The sequence below is a fragment of the Candidatus Njordibacter sp. Uisw_039 genome (genome assembly GCF_047730075.1).
Taxonomy (GTDB): Bacteria; Pseudomonadota; Gammaproteobacteria; order Pseudomonadales; family Balneatricaceae; genus Njordibacter.
Genome location: NZ_CP159831.1, coordinates 2,724,739 through 2,744,891, shown reverse-complemented (window position 1 = coordinate 2,744,891; position 20,153 = coordinate 2,724,739). Strand labels below are relative to the sequence as shown.

The 20,153-nt window shown below is 45.0% G+C and carries 19 protein-coding genes; 10 read left to right on the top strand and 9 right to left on the bottom strand.

The window, feature by feature from the left end; all coding sequences use genetic code 11:
• Positions 1–35 precede the first annotated feature (35 nt).
• From ABXT70_RS13140 to ABXT70_RS13115, 6 genes are all read left to right on the top strand, one after another.
• Complete coding sequence (locus ABXT70_RS13140) at positions 36–443, top strand: c-type cytochrome (RefSeq protein WP_443640912.1); 408 nt, start codon at positions 36–38, stop codon at positions 441–443.
• 53 nt (positions 444–496) lie between these two features.
• Positions 497–907 carry a c-type cytochrome gene (locus ABXT70_RS13135; RefSeq protein ID WP_443640911.1) on the top strand — a complete coding sequence of 137 codons (411 nt, stop codon included), beginning with the start codon at positions 497–499 and terminating at the stop codon, positions 905–907.
• Positions 908–964: 57 nt separating this feature from the next.
• The gene (locus ABXT70_RS13130; RefSeq protein WP_443640910.1) at positions 965–1,435 is read left to right on the top strand and encodes a c-type cytochrome; all 471 of its coding nucleotides are present in this window, start codon (positions 965–967) and stop codon (positions 1,433–1,435) included.
• A 5-nt stretch (positions 1,436–1,440) separates the two neighbouring features.
• The gene (locus ABXT70_RS13125) at positions 1,441–2,298 is read left to right on the top strand and encodes a c-type cytochrome (RefSeq protein ID WP_443640909.1); all 858 of its coding nucleotides are present in this window, start codon (positions 1,441–1,443) and stop codon (positions 2,296–2,298) included.
• 73 nt (positions 2,299–2,371) lie between these two features.
• Positions 2,372–2,806 (top strand): MerR family transcriptional regulator, encoded by a 435-nt coding sequence (locus ABXT70_RS13120; RefSeq protein ID WP_443640908.1) that lies wholly within the window; start codon positions 2,372–2,374, stop codon positions 2,804–2,806.
• Entirely contained in the window at positions 2,799–5,045 is a 2,247-nt protein-coding gene (locus tag ABXT70_RS13115; protein ID WP_443640907.1) for a heavy metal translocating P-type ATPase, read from the top strand. Before ABXT70_RS13120 ends, ABXT70_RS13115 begins: the two co-directional genes overlap by 8 nt.
• On the opposite strand, the gene ABXT70_RS13110 is transcribed toward ABXT70_RS13115, so the two are convergent.
• Together ABXT70_RS13110 and ABXT70_RS13105 are read right to left on the bottom strand one after the other, a co-directional pair.
• On the bottom strand, positions 5,046–5,954 hold the full coding sequence (locus ABXT70_RS13110; protein ID WP_443640906.1) for a DMT family transporter: 909 nt from the start codon (positions 5,952–5,954) through the stop codon (positions 5,046–5,048).
• A complete protein-coding gene (locus ABXT70_RS13105) occupies positions 5,951–6,373 on the bottom strand; it encodes a c-type cytochrome (RefSeq protein ID WP_443640905.1) in 423 nt (140 codons plus the stop codon). Before ABXT70_RS13105 ends, ABXT70_RS13110 begins: the two co-directional genes overlap by 4 nt.
• A 156-nt stretch (positions 6,374–6,529) precedes the next feature.
• Between ABXT70_RS13105 and ABXT70_RS13100 the strand changes: the two genes are divergently transcribed.
• From ABXT70_RS13100 to ABXT70_RS13090, 3 genes are read left to right on the top strand one after another with little or no spacing between them, the layout of a single operon-like run.
• Positions 6,530–6,937, top strand: coding sequence for a GtrA family protein (locus tag ABXT70_RS13100; protein WP_443640904.1), 408 nt, complete (start codon positions 6,530–6,532; stop codon positions 6,935–6,937).
• Positions 6,918–7,967, top strand: coding sequence for a glycosyltransferase family 2 protein (locus ABXT70_RS13095; protein ID WP_443640903.1), 1,050 nt, complete (start codon positions 6,918–6,920; stop codon positions 7,965–7,967). Before ABXT70_RS13100 ends, ABXT70_RS13095 begins: the two co-directional genes overlap by 20 nt.
• The gene (locus ABXT70_RS13090) at positions 7,951–9,402 is read left to right on the top strand and encodes an ArnT family glycosyltransferase (RefSeq protein ID WP_443640902.1); all 1,452 of its coding nucleotides are present in this window, start codon (positions 7,951–7,953) and stop codon (positions 9,400–9,402) included. The genes ABXT70_RS13095 and ABXT70_RS13090 overlap by 17 nt, the downstream gene beginning before the upstream one ends.
• Before the next feature lie 21 nt (positions 9,403–9,423).
• Here ABXT70_RS13090 and ABXT70_RS13085 read toward each other — a convergent pair whose 3' ends face one another.
• From ABXT70_RS13085 to torT, 3 genes are read right to left on the bottom strand one after another with little or no spacing between them, the layout of a single operon-like run.
• Positions 9,424–10,164 (bottom strand): FAD-dependent oxidoreductase, encoded by a 741-nt coding sequence (locus tag ABXT70_RS13085; RefSeq protein WP_443642522.1) that lies wholly within the window; start codon positions 10,162–10,164, stop codon positions 9,424–9,426.
• Complete coding sequence (locus tag ABXT70_RS13080) at positions 10,161–10,637, bottom strand: FAD-dependent oxidoreductase (RefSeq protein WP_443640901.1); 477 nt, start codon at positions 10,635–10,637, stop codon at positions 10,161–10,163. The genes ABXT70_RS13085 and ABXT70_RS13080 overlap by 4 nt, the downstream gene beginning before the upstream one ends.
• 28 nt (positions 10,638–10,665) lie before the next feature.
• Positions 10,666–11,748 carry a TMAO reductase system periplasmic protein TorT gene (gene torT, locus ABXT70_RS13075; protein ID WP_443640900.1) on the bottom strand — a complete coding sequence of 361 codons (1,083 nt, stop codon included), beginning with the start codon at positions 11,746–11,748 and terminating at the stop codon, positions 10,666–10,668.
• A 104-nt stretch (positions 11,749–11,852) separates the two neighbouring features.
• On the opposite strand from torT, the gene torS reads away from it, so the two are divergent.
• Positions 11,853–14,804, top strand: a complete 2,952-nt coding sequence (gene torS / locus ABXT70_RS13070; protein WP_443640899.1) for a TMAO reductase system sensor histidine kinase/response regulator TorS — start codon at positions 11,853–11,855, stop codon at positions 14,802–14,804.
• Positions 14,805–14,812: 8 nt separating this feature from the next.
• Here the strand turns inward: torS and torR are convergent, their stop codons facing one another.
• The 4 genes from torR to ABXT70_RS13050 all read right to left on the bottom strand — a co-directional run bounded on the left by torR (position 14,813) and on the right by ABXT70_RS13050 (position 20,046).
• A complete protein-coding gene (gene torR, locus ABXT70_RS13065) occupies positions 14,813–15,523 on the bottom strand; it encodes a two-component system response regulator TorR (RefSeq protein WP_443640898.1) in 711 nt (236 codons plus the stop codon).
• A gap of 310 nt (positions 15,524–15,833) precedes the next feature.
• Positions 15,834–17,894: an ABC transporter permease gene (locus tag ABXT70_RS13060; RefSeq protein ID WP_443640897.1), complete on the bottom strand. Its 2,061-nt coding sequence runs from the start codon at positions 17,892–17,894 to the stop codon at positions 15,834–15,836.
• The gene (locus ABXT70_RS13055) at positions 17,891–18,967 is read right to left on the bottom strand and encodes a quaternary amine ABC transporter ATP-binding protein (RefSeq protein ID WP_443640896.1); all 1,077 of its coding nucleotides are present in this window, start codon (positions 18,965–18,967) and stop codon (positions 17,891–17,893) included. The genes ABXT70_RS13060 and ABXT70_RS13055 overlap by 4 nt, the downstream gene beginning before the upstream one ends.
• Positions 18,968–19,107: 140 nt before the next feature.
• Positions 19,108–20,046: an ABC transporter substrate-binding protein gene (locus ABXT70_RS13050; RefSeq protein ID WP_443640895.1), complete on the bottom strand. Its 939-nt coding sequence runs from the start codon at positions 20,044–20,046 to the stop codon at positions 19,108–19,110.
• Between the last annotated feature and the right edge of the window lie 107 nt (positions 20,047–20,153).

Sequence of the window (20,153 nt, the reverse complement as noted above, 5' to 3'; positions counted from 1 at the left end):
AACCTACTATTGTTCCTGCCAGATGGACATTCTTTATGGCCATTATTGTCTTACTTTCAGCCTGCGGCGATGTAGATAATACAGCTAGTGATATTTCAACAAGATGGTACACCACAGAACAGTTAGCACAAGGTAAGGTTCTTTTTAGCGATAATTGTGCAGCATGCCATGGTTTTAACGGTGAAGGCGCTGCCAACTGGCAAAACCTAGATAAAAATGGCTTTTACCCGGCCCCCCCAATTAATGGCAGTGCTCATGCTTGGCACCACTCCCTTAAAGTGTTGTTGAGTACCATTAATGCCGGTGGTAAACCACTCGGTGGCAGTATGCCTGCTTTTCAAAACCTGTTAACTGTGGACGAACAGAGATCGGTGATCGCAGCATTTCAAGACTACTGGCCTGATGATACCTATGCCCAGTGGCGTGTTATTGATCGCCGATAGCCAAGCCCAAGTCTATGTAAATCAATTTTAATAGCCAACTATTAGGTGAAATAATGAACAGAAAATTTAACGCAGTGATTTTCATATTATCAGGAATATTCCTTGTTAGTCCTCTCTATGCTGATCATAAGAAAAGCCATGTAAATGTTGAGGTTGGTGACTTATCTTCTTTAGCCAGTAAAGGCCAGCTTGTGTTTAACACTAACTGTGCCTCATGCCATGGTGTTGATGCTGCAGGTGGCATTGGTGGTCCACCATTAATACACGACATCTATAATCCTGGCCATCATGCCAACGAATCCTTTATTCACGCTGTACGCAATGGCGTGCGGCAGCACCATTGGAATTTTGGCGATATGCCTCCACAAAAGCACATCGCATTTGGTGATATGGTGTTTTTGATGAAGTTTATTCGTGAAGTTCAGCAACAAAATGGCATTAAGACAGTGACTCATAAAATGTAAATTTATTGGATTAGTTAGTGGCTAAAGGCGCTAAACCAAAAGTGAAACTAAGAGAAAATGATGATGAGTAATCCAGCAAATAAAATTATCGTTATGATGATGTTCGTAGGCCTGCTGAGCAGTCCAAACGCAAGCGCCCATAGTGGTGCAACTGGCGTGGTTAAACAACGTATGGATGCCATGTCAGACATGGCTGATGCGATGAAAGCGATGGCGTCGGTGGTGAAAGGTAAGCAAGAGTTTGATCCCGTGTTATTTATACAAAATGGCGAGGTCATTGTTGGCCATAGTGACACGTTGCTCGGTCTGTTTCCCGAAGGATCTAATGAAGGGAGCAGTGAATCCTTGCCTGCTATTTGGCAGCAGTGGGACGATTTTGTGAGCATCAGCGACCGCACGAAAACTGAAGCTAAAGAGCTGGTTAAAATGGCTAAAAATGGGTCAGAGTTGCGCCCACTGACTAAACAGTTTGTCAAACTTGCTGGCAATTGCAAAGCCTGCCATAAAGACTATCGAAAGAAAAAGTGAAGACTATGAAAAGCATCTATTACCTCACCCTATTGTGGACATTATCTTTTTCAGCATTGTCTACCTCAACAGTACTAACAACGATGGAAGATAAGGCCATATCCCGTGGTGAATATGTGTTTGATCTAGGTGGCTGTGCCTCCTGCCATACCAAGGACCAGTCCCTTGCAGGTGGAGTAGAGTTGGTCACTCCATTCGGGACCTTTTATGGCCCTAATATTAGTCCAGATTTCCAATATGGTATTGGTGGCTGGACTGATAATGAGTTTATCAAAGCCATGCGTGAGGGTGTTAGCCCTGAGGGGGAGCATTATTATCCAGCATTTCCATATACATCATATATCAATATGTCAAAGCAGGATTTAATTGATCTTAAAGCGTATTTAGATGCACAAGACCCTGTCTCTGAGTCCTCATTGTCTCACGCGGTAAGCTTCCCCTTTAACCAACGTGGACTGTTAGGCTTATGGAAGAGTATCAATACTACCGAACCATGGGCGCCAGATCCTAATCAAGATGCTAATTGGAATAGAGGGAGTTACCTCGCTAACGGGCCTGGTCATTGTACTCAGTGTCACACCCCTAGAAATCTTATTGGAGGGCTAAAAAGCAGCACTGGAATGGTGGGTAACGAGCAAGGCCCAGAGGGGGAAAATGTACCACCGTTACTAGATGTTAATAAATTAGCTTTTGGCAATTGGAGTGAAGAAGATATTGCTTTCGCGTTGGAAATTGGGATGACGCCAGAAGGTGATTTTCTGGGTGGCAGTATGAGCCATGTGCTTGAAAATACCACAGGTAAAATGACGGCAGAGGATATACAGGCGATTTCAGAATACTTGTATTCATTGAACAACCCTTGACCTATGTGTAACACTTAGGTTTTATAGTGTAGTTCTAAGCTATATGCTCACGGGTAACTGTAGGAGACAGTGTATGAAAACTGTAAGTCAGCTCGCCAAAACAGCGCAGGTGAGCGCCGAAACCGTGCGTTATTACAGCCGTTTGGGGCTGTTAAAAGCGCAACGGGATGCCCATAACGGCTACCAGCTATTTGACCAAGATGCAGTGCAAAGACTGGTCTTTATTAGCCAGTCTCGGTCTTTGGGTTTTAGCTTAAAAGATATACAGGGTATCTTGCAACATACGACTAAAGGCGACTCCCCCTGCCCTATGGTGAGAGATATGCTACGTCAACGGGTACCACTGGTAGCGGCAAAAATACGCTTTCTAGAAGAACAAATGGCACGCATGCAGCTAGCTTTGGAACAATGGCAAACTATGCCCGACGGCGTCCCTGATGGGCATCATATTTGTCACCTTATTGAAGATTGGGACACGCCAATAATGGAGGTTAACAGCCATGACTAATGCCGTACAAGACAAGATCACACAATTATCCCTGTCTGGAGTGACTTGTGCTGGCTGCGTGGGGCATATTGAAAAGGCGCTTAACCAAGCCCCCGGTGTAGTGGTTGCGCAGGTGAACCTTGCTAGCCGAACTGCAGAAGTTAGTGGTGGAGACGTTCAGCAGCTTATCAAAGCTGTGCAAGATGCAGGTTATGGCGCGAGGCTGATAGAAGACCCTGCCCTAGCTGAGGAACAACAAACCAATGAATTAGGTCAACTTTTGAAGAGCCGGTCTTGGCATGCTGCTTTAGGTGTTGGTTTAGGTGTTGGTTTGATGTTATTTGGTATGGAGATCGCTGATCCGTTTGTACTCCGTGCTGTTGGCTGGCTTACCCTGGCAATAATGTTAATGACGGGTGAGCATTTTTATAAGAGTGGCTTTAAGGCACTGAAGACAGGCCATGCCAACATGGATACTTTGATCGCTATAGGGACCAGTGCCGCTTGGCTGTATTCTATCTTGGTGGTTTATCGGCCAAACATGTTCCCAGAGGCTGCTCGGGGGGTTTATTTTGAAGCCGCTGTAATGATTATTGGCTTAGTTAACCTAGGCCAAGTGTTAGAGATGCGTGCACGCATTAAAACCCAATCTAGCCTTAAAAACTTGCTTGGCCTCCGGCCCAGCCATGCCTGTTTGGTGGGATCAGGCGGCGCAGTGAGGGATGCTGAGGTGCAGGTTAATATTATCCAAGTTAAAGTGGGAGACTTGTTACGTATTAAACCAGGGGAACGGGTGCCGGTGGATGGCAGGGTCACCCAAGGTGAGAGCTACTTTGATGAAGCTATGCTTACCGGTGAGCCTATGCCAGCAATCAAACGACTAGGTGACGAATTGGTGGCTGGTAGCATTAATGGCCAAGGCAGTGTGATATATGAAGTCACGCGTGTGGGCCGAGACACCGCCTTAGCTCGCATTGTTGAGATGGTTAGGCAAGCGCAAAATAGTAAACCGCCTATTAGCCAGTTAGCAGATAAAGTGGCTACGATTTTTGTGCCTGTGGTGATCGTTATCGCCATGATAACAGCGTTATTATGGTACTTTTTTGGCCCTCAACCTGTCCTTACTTATAGTTTTGTCAGCGCCGTATCGGTGCTTATTATTGCCTGCCCATGCGCCTTGGGTTTGGCTACACCCATTTCAGTAATGATTGGTGTGGGTAAAGCCGCACAAATGGGGGTGTTGGTGCGTAATGCCGAAGCGCTGCAACAAGCCAGTAATATCGATTGGGTGGTGCTGGACAAAACCGGTACCATAACCCAGGGTCATCCCAGCGTTGAAGATTATGCCATCTTTAATGGTGCGGATGAGGTGCAAAGTTTAGCTATTGCCGAAACTATAGAACAAGCATCTGAGCACCCTATTGCCTTGGCGATTGTGGCATATTGTCAGCAGCAGCAATCGCTTAAAGACCCAGACTCATCCTTTGCAGCGCCAACTGCCAAACACTTTACTTCTTTACAGGGCATGGGTGTGATCAGTGGTGACTTTATCATGGGTAGTGTGAAGCTAATGCAGGCTCATAAGGTTGATTTAAGCATTGCAAAAGGTTGGTTAAGGGTACAGAAGCACGCTGCTAGAAGTTTAGTATTACTGGCTCATAAAGGTGAATTGATATCGGCATTCGCCCTTGAAGATGCTTTGAAGCAAGACAGTGTGAAAGCTGTAAAACGGCTTAAAGCCCAGGGCATAAAGGTAATGATGTTAACGGGAGACAACCAAGCAACAGCACAAAGGGTGGCTAGTTTGGTGGCTGTGGACGACTATGCTGCAGAACTCATGCCTGAGGACAAACTAAATAACATCAAACAACTACAGGACCAAGGCTATGTGGTGGCCATGGTGGGCGATGGCATTAATGATGCACCGGCCTTAAGCCAAGCTAATGTGGGTGTTGCTATGGGTCAGGGCACTGATGTGGCGATTGAGAGTGCAGATCTATGTTTACTCAACAGTTCATTGCATGGTGTGGCAGATGCCATTGAATTGAGTCACGCTACTTTACGTAATATTAAACAAAACTTGTGGGGCGCCTTTACTTATAACACCTTGGGCATTCCTATTGCTGCAGGTGTGCTATTTCCACTCACGGGCATGTTACTCAGTCCCATGCTAGCAGCCTTGGCTATGTCCTTGTCATCGCTTACTGTGGTAATTAACGCTAACCGCTTGCGTTTGTTTAAGCCTAGCCCCCGCAACTAGTTAAAATATTTGTGGTTGGGGGTGACGACGGCGGGCGCCGATGGCTTGTACCATAACGCCGAGCATGATGATGCTACCACCGACTAACGTCCAATTACCTGGGTGCTCATTAAATAAAAACCACACCCAAATAGGGCTCAAGATGACTTCGAGCATAGTTAGTAAAGTCAGTTCCGCTGCAGGTACGTGTTTTGACCCAGAGATAAACAACACCAAGGCCAACCCCATTTGAAAACACCCTAGGGCTAGACATATACCAAGGTCTGCCCAACTTATGGCAAAATCATCAATGGCAAGGGCCGCCACTAACATAGAAAAAAAGCTAGCAATCACGACAGCAGGTAACATATCGCTACCTTTGCCACGGCGCATGATCACGCTAAAGGCAGCGTAACAAACGGCCATCATTAGAGCAAAAGCCATGCCAATGATGCCGTCTCCACTCAGGGCATGGCCCACCATGACGCTGACCCCAACACTAGTGAGAGCAATGGCGACCCAGGTACGTTTTTTGACACGCTCACCGAGGATAAGCCAGCCAAGCAAGGCAGCTATAAAAGGTGATGAGCTCAATACGAAGGTCACATTCGCCACGCTGGTGTGAAGCAAAGCAAAAATGTTGCCAAAAAATGAAGCACCCATAAAAAGGCCCGCCAACACGCTAAGTTTATTAGTGCGCTTTAAAGGTGTGACAAGGTCGCCTTTATTGCGCCAAGCCATCACCATAAATATGGTGAGAACTAAGCTAATGGAACGAAAAAATACGATATGCCAGCCTGATGCTTCACTGATATAGCGTACGCCAACACCAGCCGTGCTCCACAATAGGCCACATAATATGACCATGATGGCGCTGTTGCGATACAGGTGGTTAGGTGTTGTTGTATGGGGTGTGGCTAGCTGAGTCATGGATTTGCCTTCGACCAAGCTGTGTAGATTGTGGTTGGCCAGCGGCTTTGAACTGAGGCCAAAATAGCCATAATTTCTTCTTCGGTAAGTGTGTCTTTCCAGGCTGGCATGGTGCCGCGACCTTGAGTAACTGTTTGGGTTAGATCAGCTAAAGAATGATGCCAAGCATGGCCACTGCCATTTAAAGGTGGTGCTGGGCGGTTACCATTACTATCAAGTTGCGTCCAATTTTCTGCACCTTGAGCCTGGGTTCCATGGCACCCTGCACAATGGTCTAAATATAAAATCTGACCTTGGCTTACCTGGCCTGGGCTATACCATATATTAGAGCTATTTTGTTTGGCTAAATAGGTATACGTACTTATTATGGCAACCAGCGCTAAGCAGGTGATTAATAGTAAATTTTGAGTCCTACTCATGGGTCAGAACCTATTGATAAATTCATGTCGCCGCACTATATACCAAGCCGATGATCACGGTCTATGTTTGGTGTACTGATTAATTGTTCTGGGAAGGGAATTATTTTATAATTTTGCACTCTTAGCCCCATTATCGCTCACATTTGGCCCTTATAGATGGCAAACGTCTCATCCCTGTTAAAACTTGTTAAGCTAGTGCTACGTTTTTTGGTAAGCGGTGGCATTGCTACGGCGGTCCATTGGGCCACGTTATGGGGTTTAATTAATCTGCACATAGAGGCAGTGTTGGCTTCGAGCATTGGTGCTTTTGTAGGTGCTATTGTGAACTATGTTTTACAGTATTTTTTCACCTTCAAAACTAAGCGCCAACATAAACAAGCGCTGTTGGCTTATATTCCAACTGTGGCAGTTAGTTGGTTGTTGAATTTAGCGCTGTTCTATAGCCTTTACGGTGGGTTATTTCCAGAGCCATTGATGGCCCAAGTGGTGACCACAGCCGTAGTCATGGTAGTTAATTTTCTGTTATATAAAAAGGTAGTGTTTCGTGCAAAATCAGACACCTAGTCAAGCAGCTAGAGCAACTTCAACCGGCGTGACACCGATGATTTCTCTGGTAATTCCTGTGTATAACGAAATGGAAGTGTTGCCACTGTTATTTGAGCGAGTAAGAAAAGTTATGCATGACATTAACTTAGATTACGAAATGGTGATGGTGGACGATGGTAGTAAGGATGCTAGTGCCAATTACCTGATCCAACAAACGCAAGATGACGAATGCGTAAAGGCTGTTATTTTATCCCGCAACTTTGGTAAAGAAGCTGCTTTGTCTGCTGGTTTAGAGCAAGCTCTGGGTGAAGCCATTATCGTGCTCGATGCAGATTTACAAAATCCTCCAGAGTTAATTCCCGAAATGCTAGAACAGTGGCGTGCTGGGGCTGATATCGTGGCCATGAAACGGCGTGATCGAGAGGGTGAGTCGTGGGTCAAAAAATTGGGCTCTTTCATTTACTATCGCATCATGAACCGTATTACAGGCTCTATGAATATCCCAGAGGATACGGGAGATTTTCGGCTTATGAGCCGCAGATCACTAGATTCCCTTAACCGATTACCAGAACGAAATCGATACATGAAAGGCTTATTTGCTTGGGTAGGTTATCCCACTCATGTAATGGAGTATGATGTGGCAGATCGTGCTGCAGGCGAAACCAAGTGGAACTATTTCAACTTATTTGGCTTGGCCTTTGAAGGTATTACGTCTTTTTCTGTCGTGCCACTCAGGGCTATGGTGCTGTTGGGGCTAGTTACAGCCGCATTAGGTGGCTTCTATGGAGCTTGGATAGTCGTTGAAGCGCTCGTTTTTGGCAATGACTCAGCTGGGTTTCCAACAATTATCGCCATGATTACTTTTTTAGGGGGTGTGCAGTTGCTCTCTATAGGTGTGTTGGGGGAATACGTTGGCAAAACGTATTTCGAGGCCAAGCAGCGGCCACTATTTATTATTCAAGATGTGGTGCAAAAGTCAGCTCAAAGAGCTAACAATCACACCCGTACAGCAGCAGAAGGAACCCCAGTTAATGTTACAACGGACTAATCTTATTTGGTTATTAGGCGTCTTGTTATTGGTGCGTGTTATAGCCATGGTGGTGGTGCCATTTGCTGATACTACAGAGCCTAGGTACGCCGAAATTGCCCGTTTAATGATGACAACCAATGATTGGATTACTCCATGGTTTGAGCCAGGGGTACCTTTTTGGGGCAAACCTCCCTTGTCTTTCTGGGCCCAAGCTATCTCGTTCAAATTATTTGGCATCAACGAATTTGCTGGTCGTTTACCTGCATTGTTGGCGTTTCTAGCCACTGCTTGGATGCTTTGGCGTCTTGCTGTGGGTGTTGTTAATACCCAGGTAGCCGCAGCTAGTTTAGTGGTGTATGGCGGGATGGTGCTTACCTTTGTAGCGGCTGGTACAGTGATGACAGATCCATACTTATCTTTGGGTACCACATGGGCCATGGTGGGGTTTTATTTAGCACCTAAGGAAAATGTGTGGTATTGGCGGTATGGGTTTTTTATTGGTTTAGGTATTGGCTTGTTGGCCAAAGGCCCGTTGGCATTAGTGATTAGTGGCGCACCTATAGCTGTATGGGTGTTACTGCAAGGTAAACTCATGTTTTATTTGCGGTCTATGCCTTGGATTCGGGGCACTTTATTAACCTTAGTTATCACGCTGCCATGGTACATATTAGCTGAATTAAAAACCCCGGGGTTTATTAATTACTTTATTGTGGGCGAGCACTTTATGCGCTTTGTGGACCCAGGTTGGATGGGCGATCTATATGGTCATGCCCACAAAGAACCAAAAGGTATGATCTGGTTGCATTGGTTGGGTGGCTCTGCACCCTGGGGGCCTTTGGCCCTATTATTATTGTTAGGCCACCTGTTTAAGACAAGCTGGCGCCAAACCCTATGGCAGGCCGTTAAACAGCCAGTGGTTATCTATGTGTTGTTATGGGCTCTGGTAACACCGGTATTTTTCACCCCTGCAGGCAATGTTATCTGGACCTATGCCCTGCCTTCTATGCCAGCCTTTGCCTTACTTATGGGTTGGGCTATGGTTAAACTTTATAATGGCGAGAGATGGCGTCAACTTGGCTTTACCTTGGTGATGTGGTTTATGCCTGCAGCTGCATTAGTGTTTAGTGTGGTAATTGCGAATAATAACGATTTGATGAAAACTGAAAAACGCATTGCTGAATACGTGGCACAACAACCTCAAAACGGCGGTCACTCCAATTGGTCCAGGCTTTACTACCTTGGTTCTGACTTAGAGTTTTCTGCGCGCTTTTATAGTCACGACAAAGCTAAACCTGTGCAGCTAGATCAGCTGGACAACTTGGCCATACAGAAACAAGGCATATTTGTGGCCGTGCCAACGGATCAATGGGAAACAACAGTAGCTCACTTTGGCACAAGGCTGCAGCCGCGTATTGAGAATATGCGCTTTAAATTAGCGTTTCTTCAACCCTAATATGTTGGGTCTGTGCAGGGTCTACTCAGACCCTTGCTGCTGAACAAGCCATTGCTCTAGTGTATGGTATTGTTGCTGGCTAAATTTTAGTCCAAGCTTGGTACGCCGCCAAAGAATATCTTCGGCGCTTATGGCAAATTCATGCTGTATCAGCCAAGTCACCTCAGTCTGGCTTAGGTTATGGCCAAAATCTATACCTAGATCACTCGTTCGTTGGGCCTTGCTGGCGCCATCATCGAATAAAGGTCGCACACCTGAATAACTCCAGACAATATCTTCAGCAGTGATTGGTTGCTTGAAGAACTCGTTTGCTAAAGCCATAAGGTATTGGCTTTCTTCAGGGCAGCACGCTGCAGATTCTGGAGTGTGCGGATGGTCTTGGTCTGTGGTGCCAATGAGGGTGTAGTCTTCTTCGTAGGGAATAGCAAAGGCGATACGCTGATCACTGGATTGGAAGAAATAAGCGTGGTTATGTTTAAACAGTTGCTTGACGACAATGTGACTACCCCTAACTAAGCGAATTTTATGTTCGGACTTGGTGCCCAAGTGATCCTCAATGACTTGGTTAATCCAAGGCCCAGCAGCGTTGACTAGCGTTTTAGCTTGCAGAGTTTGCAGTTGTTGGTTAGTTGTGTTTTTAACGGTAACTTGCCAAATTCCGTTTTTGCTGTGAGCGGCCACAAACTCTGTGCGAGTCATAATTTTGGCGCCTAATGTGGCTGCATCCTGAGCATTAAGAGCAACTAAGCGAGCATCGTCTATCCAGCAGTCGGAATACTCAAAGGCCTTGGTAAGGGGCTTGGCTTAAGCGGTTTTCCGGCATAGTGGTTGCGTAAATTAAGGGTACTTGTGGCTGGTAGCAATTTGCGGCCACCCAAGTGATCGTAAATAAACAATCCTAAGCGCACTAACCAGACGGGCCGAATACCTTTTACATGGGGTAGTACAAAACGCATAGGCCAGCTGATGTGGGGCATATTATGTAGTAACACTTCACGCTCTTTTAACGCTTGGCGCACTAGGCCGAATTCGTAAAATTCTAAATAACGCAAACCGCCGTGGAATAACTTTGTAGAAGCCGAGGAGGTGCCCTGGGCGAGGTCATTCTTCTCAGCTAAAGCTACGCTTACACCGCGACCTGCAGCATCACGTGCGATGCCACAACCGTTAACGCCACCACCAATAATGAATACATCGTAGACTAGTTGAGTTTGAGGAATTTCTGTTGTGGTCATGGGTGATAATTAGTCTTTAATTTATAGATCATGGTGAATCTGAAATAACTTCAAAAGTGGGCCAAAAGGACGCAGGGGCAAGGGAATTTTCAGTGTTGAACTGGCCTACGTTATGCTGATCAATCATTAATATGCGTGGGCTAAGGTGTGGTTCTGTGAGCTTTCCTTCAAGAATTCGTACTGCCTGATCCACAGCTAAACGGCCTTGCAATACAGGTGAATCTGTCGGTGCTGCTAAAATATGGCCACGCTTAATACCACGAAATACATTATGGGTGAAATAGGTAGATACAATGCCAATTTTACCACGTAAATTACGACTGAGTAGTTCACTTACAGCCGCGTCTGCTGTTAGCGCTGTGCCAACAATGTAATCAAAATCAATACTTTCTTCCAATACCTCTTGGAGCAAATTACGCTGAATTTCCTTGCCAGTATCACCCCATTTCACTGCGACTATCTGCACACCTGAGCCAGCAATACCATCATGGAAACCGTCATCAATAAATTTTACCCATCCCGATTCTTTAGGGCCTGGAAACCACGCCACTTTAGCGTTATTAGCACCCTTAACAGGGTGGCGTTGGGCAAGGTATTGCCCCACTTTTTGTCCCATAGTGTACCAAGACACCGCGGCCTTAGCACTTATGCCAACGTTCTCAATGTCGTTGACAGCAGCAACAACTGGAGTGGTTTGCGCAATTTTGCGGATGCTAGGCGACAGTCCGTTAAAGGAAACAGTGCCCACAATAATGACATCACTGGCTGTGTCGGTGCAATGCTTAAGCTGTTCTATCTGGGTGGTCAGCTGAGGGTAGCCACCGGCTTCAAGAACCGTCATGTTTACCCCTAATCTCTTCACTTCTTCTACCATGCCATAGTTAACACTAAGCCAGTAAGGGTCTTTAAGATGAGGGTAAGTAACACATAGGTGCCATGGCTTACTAGCGTCTTCTATGGGTTGGTATAGCAATGGTCGCATCTGGCCCTGATAATCAAACGGTGGATCCCAGGCCACAATATCCCATACATTTTCCGTCGCAGCATAGGTAGAGGAACTAACCCCAAGGCATAAAATCAAACTCAAACTATGTGTTAAACGAAAAATCATGGTGTTAACTACCTTAGGTGGCACATTTAAGGATTAAAAGCGGCTGTGGTACTACAGTGTATTGTGGTATTTTACGCCTACGTTAGTCTACCTTCTGAGTGCCTATGGCTGTCAACCTTGGCGTCGGCAGTAAATTACTGTTGGCCATGATCTTAACCATTAGTTTGTTATTAGTTGCTGCCGTAATCGGTTGGCAAGGCTATGAACGCGTCGCCAGTAAACAAAACTCAGTCATCGATGAGGCTATCCCTAGCATTATTGCGGCCCACAGCTTAACAGAGATTAACGCTAGCTTAGCCACTGCCGCCCCTGCACTATTAGGTGTGACTAATGAGCCTGAACGTAAGAAGATTACCGCCACTATCGAATATCAATTACAGCAACTAAGAGATTCATCCATTTGGCATGGGGAGACCAGTGACTACCCTTTCGAAAGCCTAGTATTGCAGAGTATGAGCGTTAACATCAGCAATAACTTAGTGCGGCAAATTAGTCTGGTTGAACGACGACTAGACTATCTACAAAAAGCAGGTGTACTGCAAAGTAAAACGTTGCTTGCCATGAGCAAGATCCATAATATTAGCACCTCTTTGGTGGCTAACGCCAACACCATGACCACTGCAGTAGCGTCTAGCTTGTATGACTTGGCAGATGCCAATTCTAATTCCAATACTGATGCTGGGCAAGATGCCTTATATGTTGCTTTTGATCGCCTCATTGAGGTTGATTTAGATCATATGGACCGGATGTACGAATTGCGCCAACGATCTGCACACTTAATGGATTTACTGACCCGAGTGCCCGTGCAAACCACTTTGACAGCGTTATATAAAATTGAGCAGGACATTCAACTTAATATGGCCGTGCTTCAGCGCCGAGTTGCCGAGGTGAATGACCCAGGCCGCCGGCAACAAGGGTTAGATTTGTTGTCGGTAGTTAAAGCTAATATTGCCTCAAGTACTGCGGATAATCTGTTTGCCTTGCAACGAAGTAACATTAATGTGCACAGCCAATTAGTAGTGCTGAATAATGCTAGTGTTAAATTGACCAAAGCATTTAATGAGCAGGCAGATAGTGCCAGTAGGGCTGCAAGTGCAAAAGTGCAAAAGGCTACAGAAGAGGCGCGCACTGCGGTAGCTAATGGGCGCAACATATTATTGATCGCGTGTTTAATTTTGGCCGTAGTGGCGATAAGCGTATTGTGGTTTTATGTAAAACGTAATCTTTTCCGTCGATTAACCCAGTTAAATCAAGCCTTTTTAGCGGTAGCCCAAGGTGACCTGGATTATCAATTGCAAATTAGTGGCCATGATGAGCTAGGTCGTTTGGCCAAAACTGTACAGGTGTTTAAAGAAAATGCGCGCGCTCGCCAGCAACTAGAGCAGCAACAAGAAGCTGTAGAACTGCGTTTAAGGAACTATCAGTCTGAACTGGAGCAAGAGATCCAGATGCGCACAGGGCAACTCCAGCAGCTCAACCAGGAGCTGTTGGCGACAGCTGAGAAGCATGAACTTGCTCGTACGGAAGCGGAGCGAGCGAACCTAGCTAAAACTGAATTTTTGGCCACTATGAGTCATGAGGTACGGACGCCTTTGAGCGGCGTGCTAGGTACCTTAAAGCTGTTGCAAAAAACGCAATTAGACAGCCAGCAAACGGAATATATAGGATTGAGCCAGGCAGCTGCAGAAGCCTTGCTGGGTATTTTGAATGGCATTTTAGACTACGCCAAGGTAGAGCAAGGGCACATGCAGATGGAGCATCTACCCTATCAGCTAGAAAAGGTAGAGGCTAACATGGTGGCCCTAATGTCTGGTGCAGCGGCAGAAAAAGGGCTGCAGCTAGACGTTCATATTCCGCAGCAGCTTAAACAGCACACCCTTGTAGGCGATCAGGGTAAGGTCCAACAAGTGTTATTCAACTTACTGGGCAATGCCATTAAATTCACCACCGTGGGGTATATCGAGCTTTACATTAGTTTGGTTGAAGACGATGGTTTAAGTGAACGCTTACGTTTTGAAGTGACAGATACGGGTTTAGGTATTCCTGAAAACATGCATCAGACGCTCTTTCAGCCGTTTACCCAATACGATGCGTCAACCTCGAGACGTTTTGGTGGCACCGGTTTAGGCTTATCTATTTGTAAAACCTTAGTGGAAGCCATGGAAGGCACTATGGGTATTAGTAGCCGCGTTGAAAATGATGTGAAACAAGGCTCAAAAGTATGGTTTGAATTACCTTATTGGCCAGATTCAGAATACTTACCGTTAACGCCCAGTTTTGCTGAAACTAATACGGCTGTGCCTAGCATGGATGTACTGTTAGTAGAAGATAATGAGATTGGTCGGATAGTTGTAGAAGGCTACTTGAGTCATGAGGGGCACAAAGTGACGTTGGCCAAGGACGGATTTGAGGCTCTAGCTCTGGCGGAAACACATTTCGACCTTATCCTGATGGATATTAGTATGCCAGGCATGGACGGTGTTGAAACCACCTTGCGAATGCACCAAGTACACAAACGCTTGGGGTTAAAGATCCCGATTATTGCCATGTCAGCGCATATCTTCCCTGAGGAAGTTGATTCTTATCTAAGTTCAGGGCTAGATGGTTTTGTTGGCAAACCCATAGATCCAGAACGGTTAAATGAGTTGCTACTAGGGGTTAGCCAAGCACAGAAGAAGTTAATATCTATGCCTAATGAAGCAGAAGCACAGTTGGTTAACGAGAAATTGCTTAACGATGACCTCAGTGTGTTAGGTAAAGTCTGTCTGTTAGAGATGGTTAACCTTTTTGCTCAAGCTTGTAGTAACAATATGGCAGCTATAAAACTTGCACGGCAACATGAGGACTGGGTGAAATTAAGTGATTTAGCACACAATTTTAAAAATGCTGCGGGAAGTTTGGGGCTTGAGACCTTGTACCAATTAGTTAACCAGTTGGAAAGCCAAACTAAGCATGGCCAACCTACGAGTATAGATTTGATTTTAGAAGACTTGCCTGAGCTGGTAAAAGTTTCACAAAAAGCCCTTAACAATTGGAGCGCTGCACATATAGCCTAGTGTTAAGGCTACTGTTCGTCTAGACCGCTGAACAAATAACCTTCTCCATGGACAGTGGTTAACAGCATAGGTTGTTTATAGTCCCGTTCCAACTTTCGCCTTAAACGCATGATTAACACATCTATGGTGCGATCGTTTGGATCCCAGCTGCGATGGGTGACTTGGGATAATAAACGATCACGGTTAAGTACTTGACCTGGGTGGGTCATAAATACATACAAGAGTTCAAATTCAGCTCTAGTCAATTTAATCTCTTGTTGATCTCGGCCCAGTAAATGGCGACGAGAGGCGTCTAACACTAAACCATCAAAAGGGTAGATGGATTTGTGTTGTACGGGTTCTTTACTATGACTATGAATGCGCCGCAACAGGTTAGTCACTCGTGCTAAAAGTTCTCGTGGGTTAAACGGTTTAGTGACATAATCGTCGGCGCCTATTTCTAGTCCAACAATACGGTCTATGTCGTCAGTTTTACCCGTCACCAATACGATGCCCATATTGCTTGTGGCTCTTACTTCGCGGGCCAGCAATAAACCACTTTCATCTGGTAAGTTAATATCTAACAGAAGCATGCTGATGTCTTCTTGGTTGATGACAATTCGCATTTCTCTTGCACAGCTCACAGCAGTGACACGATAACCCTCTGACTCAAAGTAGCCTGCAAGCTTAGTTCGAGTAATAGCTTCATCTTCTACTATGAGGATGTGATGAGTCTTCATAAGGGCTACTCTTGTTATTATTCCAATCTAGTATAGCAGTAGATATAGACATAAAAAAAGCTCCAGTGGGTGGTTCCTTTTTTGAGCTAGGCTTGGGAGTACTACACTAAATCTAATCACCCTGCTGATGGATTGTGGCACTTTAAAATGCTCCCAAGAACCCTCGTTCACAGAGTCTTCTTTGCGAGATAGAACCGCACATTAGAACATCTGCTTTAATACATCATTAAAAAATTAAATTGAGTTTTGTATCTGGATTACTACTATCAGATACCTAATAGGCCGGGTCATAACCCGGCCTATTACTTTTTTAGTTTAACCCCAGAGCCTGTTTTCTCTGGTTGGCCCAAGTTCGTAAAATCTGATCGATAGCGAGGCCAATACAAGCAACACATATTCCAAGAATTAATCCGTTACCAACACCATTTCTATCGGACAGAGAACCCAGGATCAACTGTCCAAGATCATCTGTACCGATCATCGCTCCGATAATAACCATAGAAAGTGCAAATACTACAGTCTGATTGATACCCAGTGCCATATGTGGAAATGACATAGGTAATTCAATAGACAGCCAGCGTTGCAGACGGCCAACGCCAGACATTGTTCCGGCATCCTGCAATGACTCTGGAACACTGAGTAGGCCTTCTACAGTGTAGCGAAGTGCCGGTATCGTGGCATAGATAATAATAGCGATAAGTACAGAGGTGTCTGTCACACCAAATAGCATCATTACTGGGATTAAATAAATAAACGATGGGAAGGTCTGAAACGTATCACAATAGGTCAGAATAAAACGCGTAGATTTCGGATTTTGAGCACACAGTGTGCCAACAAAAATTCCGCTAAAGCCTGCAATGAGCACGGAAACAGTCATTAGGTATGCGGTAATCAGCGCGCGGTCCCACCATTCGGTCAGTGCGATGAACATAAGGAATCCACCCACAATCAGAGCAGAGCGAATGCCGCCTACAATAAATCCAACACCCATTGCCAGAGTAAAGGTGGCAACTACTGGCATACCTAAATAAGCCGCTTTTACGGGCATCAATACCTCAACGGTTAGCCACTCGTTGAAGGCTTTTAGGGAGAAGAAGAACGTATCCCAAATCCAATCAACACCAGACTGCCAAAACACTGCAGTAGAAATGCCTTTATTGTGTGGAATCAGGTAAAGGTAATTGATCCCTTCAGGAAAAATGAAGGTGCCAATATAAGCAAAAATAATACCTAGGATGAAAACAACACCGAACATTAGCAGGTACTTATATTTTTCAGTAAATGTAGGATTGGAAAAGTAATCGGTTTGCTTATTGGCCCATGCTAGTGACATACGGTCGAGAACAATAGCAATTAAGACAATGCAGATACCCATCTCAATCGCAATGCCAATTTTGAGTTGATTAAGAGCGATCAGTAAGTGGATACCCAGCCCTTTTGCACCGATTAATGAGGCCAATACAACCATAGCCAAGCACTGCATAATGACTTGGTTAACACCAATTAAAATGTCGCGACGAGCGGTTGGAATCAGTACTTTGGTTAATAGTTGCCAGTTGTTGCAGCCACTCATCACTCCAGACTCAGCGACTTCTGGCGGCAGCTTTTTAAGGCCTAATAAAGTTAGACGAACCATAGGCGGTGTTGCAAAAATAACCGTTGCGATTGCACCAGCATGATCACCAATGCCAAAAAACACCATGACAGGAATCAAATACGAAAAATGTGGCACGATCTGGGCCATATTTAGCAACGGATTGAGTATTGCTTCTATGCGTTTGCTTCTGAATGCCCACACACCAAACCAGAGGCCGATAAAAACAGAAACCGGTGCAGCTACTAATACGAATGACAGGGTTTGCATTGACGGTTCCCATTGTCCGAACAATGCAATGTAAGAAGTCGAAAGTCCCACCAATAAAGCAAGGCCACGACCGTTTAGTGCATAACCTAGGATTGTGGCACCACCAGCTACAACAGTCCAGGGTAATCCCGGCCATTTTGCCCATGGGTTAGCCGTTGCCCAGTCCCAACCAGAAAAGGTAACGATTGTTTTCACGCCACCCAACATTATTTCTCGGATGAACTCGATCATGAACAGAATGAAGCCCGATATCATACGCGTGAATTGGCTCACTAGCGGCTTCTGTTCATACTCCTGGATATCTGGGTCATACACTTCAATTGGCCACCATTCGAACATCAAGTAACTAATTGAATCATTGATAAAAATGGGGAACGCTTTTATTAATGGAGGAAAACGCCACAGAACATTAGTTTCAGAAGGCCCAATAGACTGATATAGAATAATAAAAATGACCAGCAATAAGATAAATTGCAGGTATTTTCTTTGTCTAAATAGTTCGATCATGAGGCGTTTTCACTCCTCTGGGTTGAATGGCTTCCAAACAGAACATGAACAATTTTAGCAGCGGTTATAGTCCCGACGGCCTTACCTGCGTCATCGACAACTGTTAAAGGTTTGCTAGAGCTTAGAATGACTTCAGCTACGGTTTCAATGATGGCACTATTTTGCACTGTAAGGTCACTCATTGACTCACTTGAATCAAATGCGTCCATAACAGATTCGATCTTTAGTACTTTTTCGCGTGGTACTTCTTCAGTAAATTTACGCACGTATTCAGTCGCTGGGTTAAGCACAATGTTCGCGGGGGTATCAAGTTGTTCTATGATGCCATCTTTCATGATGGCGATGCGGTCAGCTAGGCGCAAGGCTTCGTCGAAATCATGGGTGACGAATAAGATAGTTTTGTGTAGTACTGATTGTAAACGCAGAAACTCATCCTGCATTTCCTTACGAATGAGTGGGTCAAGTGCAGAAAAAGGTTCGTCAAGGAACCAGATATCAGGTTCAATCACCAGCGAACGGGCAATGCCAACGCGCTGCTGTTGTCCACCTGATAGTTGCCGCGGGAAATAGTCTTCGCGCCCAGTAAGGCTAACTAAATCCACCATTTCTTTGGCTTTTTTAACACTCTCTTGAGTGCTAACGCCCTTTACTTGTAATGGGAAAGCAATATTTTCTAATACTGTCTTGTGTGGCAATAAAGCGAAGTTTTGAAACACCATACCCATTTTATTGCGACGTAATTCAATTAACTGCTTGTTATTCATCGTTAGGATATCTTCCCCTTCAATGAATATTTTGCCAGCAGTGGCGTCGGTCAATCTGGAGATACACCTTAATAGGGTTGATTTTCCAGAGCCAGATAAGCCCATGATAATCAGCAGTTCACCTGCATGTATGTCGAAAGAAGCATTATTTACTCCAACGATGCATCCTGCTGCCTGAAATTTTGCAGCATCAACTACACCATTAGCTTTCTTTAACATGCTTTCTGCATTGTTGCCGAAAATTTTGTAAACTGAGTCGCAACGAATAACGGGTTCGTCCGAAGGAGATATTGCATTTTGCATAGACATAGGCGAATTCATTTTTTAAATTTTAGTGGTTAAGGCTGACATCTTAGGTTAGTTAGTAAAGGCCATTATGTCAAAAAATAACCCTCTGCTTGGGTACCAAGCAGAGGGTTGTGTTACTTCAGGTTGCATTGGTTTAAGTATTACTTAGTCCAACGCTTCCAAACAGCTTCGTTTTCAGCAAGCCATTTTGCACCAGCTTCTTCAGCACCTAAATTTTCAAGGTCAACTAGAGCGGCCATTTGACCGATATGTGTAGTATTGAAAGATATTTTGCTATACGCAGAATACGCAGCAGGGTGACTCTTTGGGAACTTATAGCTTGCGGCTTTCTTCAACCAGCCTTTCGGTGATCCACAACTTCCATCACCGCCATCAACTATACGACAACCATCAGTGTACTCTGGGAACTCAATGAACGTAAAGCCTTCTGCGTCAGTAAAGTTTGGTGTCCAGTTAAAGATAATGGTACCACGACCTTCTTTTTTGGCAGAAGCAAGTTCTGCCCACAAAGCTGCACCAGTACCAGCAAACTTAACAGTCCAATCGTCACCAAGACCTAAAGCGGCAACGCGATCTGGCATCAAAGTACCATGCCAGCTTTGTGGGCCTTCTAACCAACGACCTTTTCCGCCTGAATCAGCTGTAGCAAACACATCTTTACAGTTTTTGAGAGCTTCCCAATTAGGAAGGCCAGGGCATAGGTTTTCATCAATAACCCAAGTTGGAACGCCCATTTCTTCAAGCGTAGCCGCTGAGTGAGTGCCAGCATCGATCAAGCCGCCCTTAGCCATTGCATTGTAAAATGAGCCTCCCATACTAGACTGCCAAACTTCGTGTGAAATAGTAACGTCACCATTACGAATAGACTCGTAAACCGCCTGTGAATCTGCTGGTACATATTCAACGTTGCTGCCCATGCTTTCAAAAATGCCACCAATTACATGAGCCATAACAAGTTGGCTAGACCAGTTATGGAGCGGGATAACAATAGGTTGAGTACTATCGGCCGCTTTGGCTACGCCAGTTGCAGATAATAGAATGGCAGAAGCGCCTGCTATAAAAGTATTTCTAAATTTCATTATTTTTTCCTCGGTATTGTTTTTATTAATTGATATTCATGTATTTACAAATTATTAGTAAGTACATAAGCTGTCAAATAACAGCTTTTAACTACGGGTAAAAACAC

Coding starts and splice junctions, on each gene's coding strand:
- ABXT70_RS13090 (WP_443640902.1), top strand. CDS start 7,951: ATGTTACAACGGACTAATCTTATTTGGTTATTAGGCGTCTTGTTATTG.
- torR (WP_443640898.1), bottom strand. CDS start 15,523: ATGAAGACTCATCACATCCTCATAGTAGAAGATGAAGCTATTACTCGA.
- ABXT70_RS13135 (WP_443640911.1), top strand. CDS start 497: ATGAACAGAAAATTTAACGCAGTGATTTTCATATTATCAGGAATATTC.
- torT (WP_443640900.1), bottom strand. CDS start 11,748: ATGATTTTTCGTTTAACACATAGTTTGAGTTTGATTTTATGCCTTGGG.
- ABXT70_RS13120 (WP_443640908.1), top strand. CDS start 2,372: ATGAAAACTGTAAGTCAGCTCGCCAAAACAGCGCAGGTGAGCGCCGAA.
- ABXT70_RS13130 (WP_443640910.1), top strand. CDS start 965: ATGATGATGAGTAATCCAGCAAATAAAATTATCGTTATGATGATGTTC.
- ABXT70_RS13100 (WP_443640904.1), top strand. CDS start 6,530: ATGGCAAACGTCTCATCCCTGTTAAAACTTGTTAAGCTAGTGCTACGT.
- ABXT70_RS13055 (WP_443640896.1), bottom strand. CDS start 18,967: ATGTCTATGCAAAATGCAATATCTCCTTCGGACGAACCCGTTATTCGT.
- ABXT70_RS13115 (WP_443640907.1), top strand. CDS start 2,799: ATGACTAATGCCGTACAAGACAAGATCACACAATTATCCCTGTCTGGA.
- ABXT70_RS13080 (WP_443640901.1), bottom strand. CDS start 10,637: ATGACCACAACAGAAATTCCTCAAACTCAACTAGTCTACGATGTATTC.
- ABXT70_RS13060 (WP_443640897.1), bottom strand. CDS start 17,894: ATGATCGAACTATTTAGACAAAGAAAATACCTGCAATTTATCTTATTG.
- ABXT70_RS13110 (WP_443640906.1), bottom strand. CDS start 5,954: ATGACTCAGCTAGCCACACCCCATACAACAACACCTAACCACCTGTAT.
- ABXT70_RS13140 (WP_443640912.1), top strand. CDS start 36: ATGGCCATTATTGTCTTACTTTCAGCCTGCGGCGATGTAGATAATACA.
- ABXT70_RS13125 (WP_443640909.1), top strand. CDS start 1,441: ATGAAAAGCATCTATTACCTCACCCTATTGTGGACATTATCTTTTTCA.
- ABXT70_RS13050 (WP_443640895.1), bottom strand. CDS start 20,046: ATGAAATTTAGAAATACTTTTATAGCAGGCGCTTCTGCCATTCTATTA.
- torS (WP_443640899.1), top strand. CDS start 11,853: ATGGCTGTCAACCTTGGCGTCGGCAGTAAATTACTGTTGGCCATGATC.
- ABXT70_RS13105 (WP_443640905.1), bottom strand. CDS start 6,373: ATGAGTAGGACTCAAAATTTACTATTAATCACCTGCTTAGCGCTGGTT.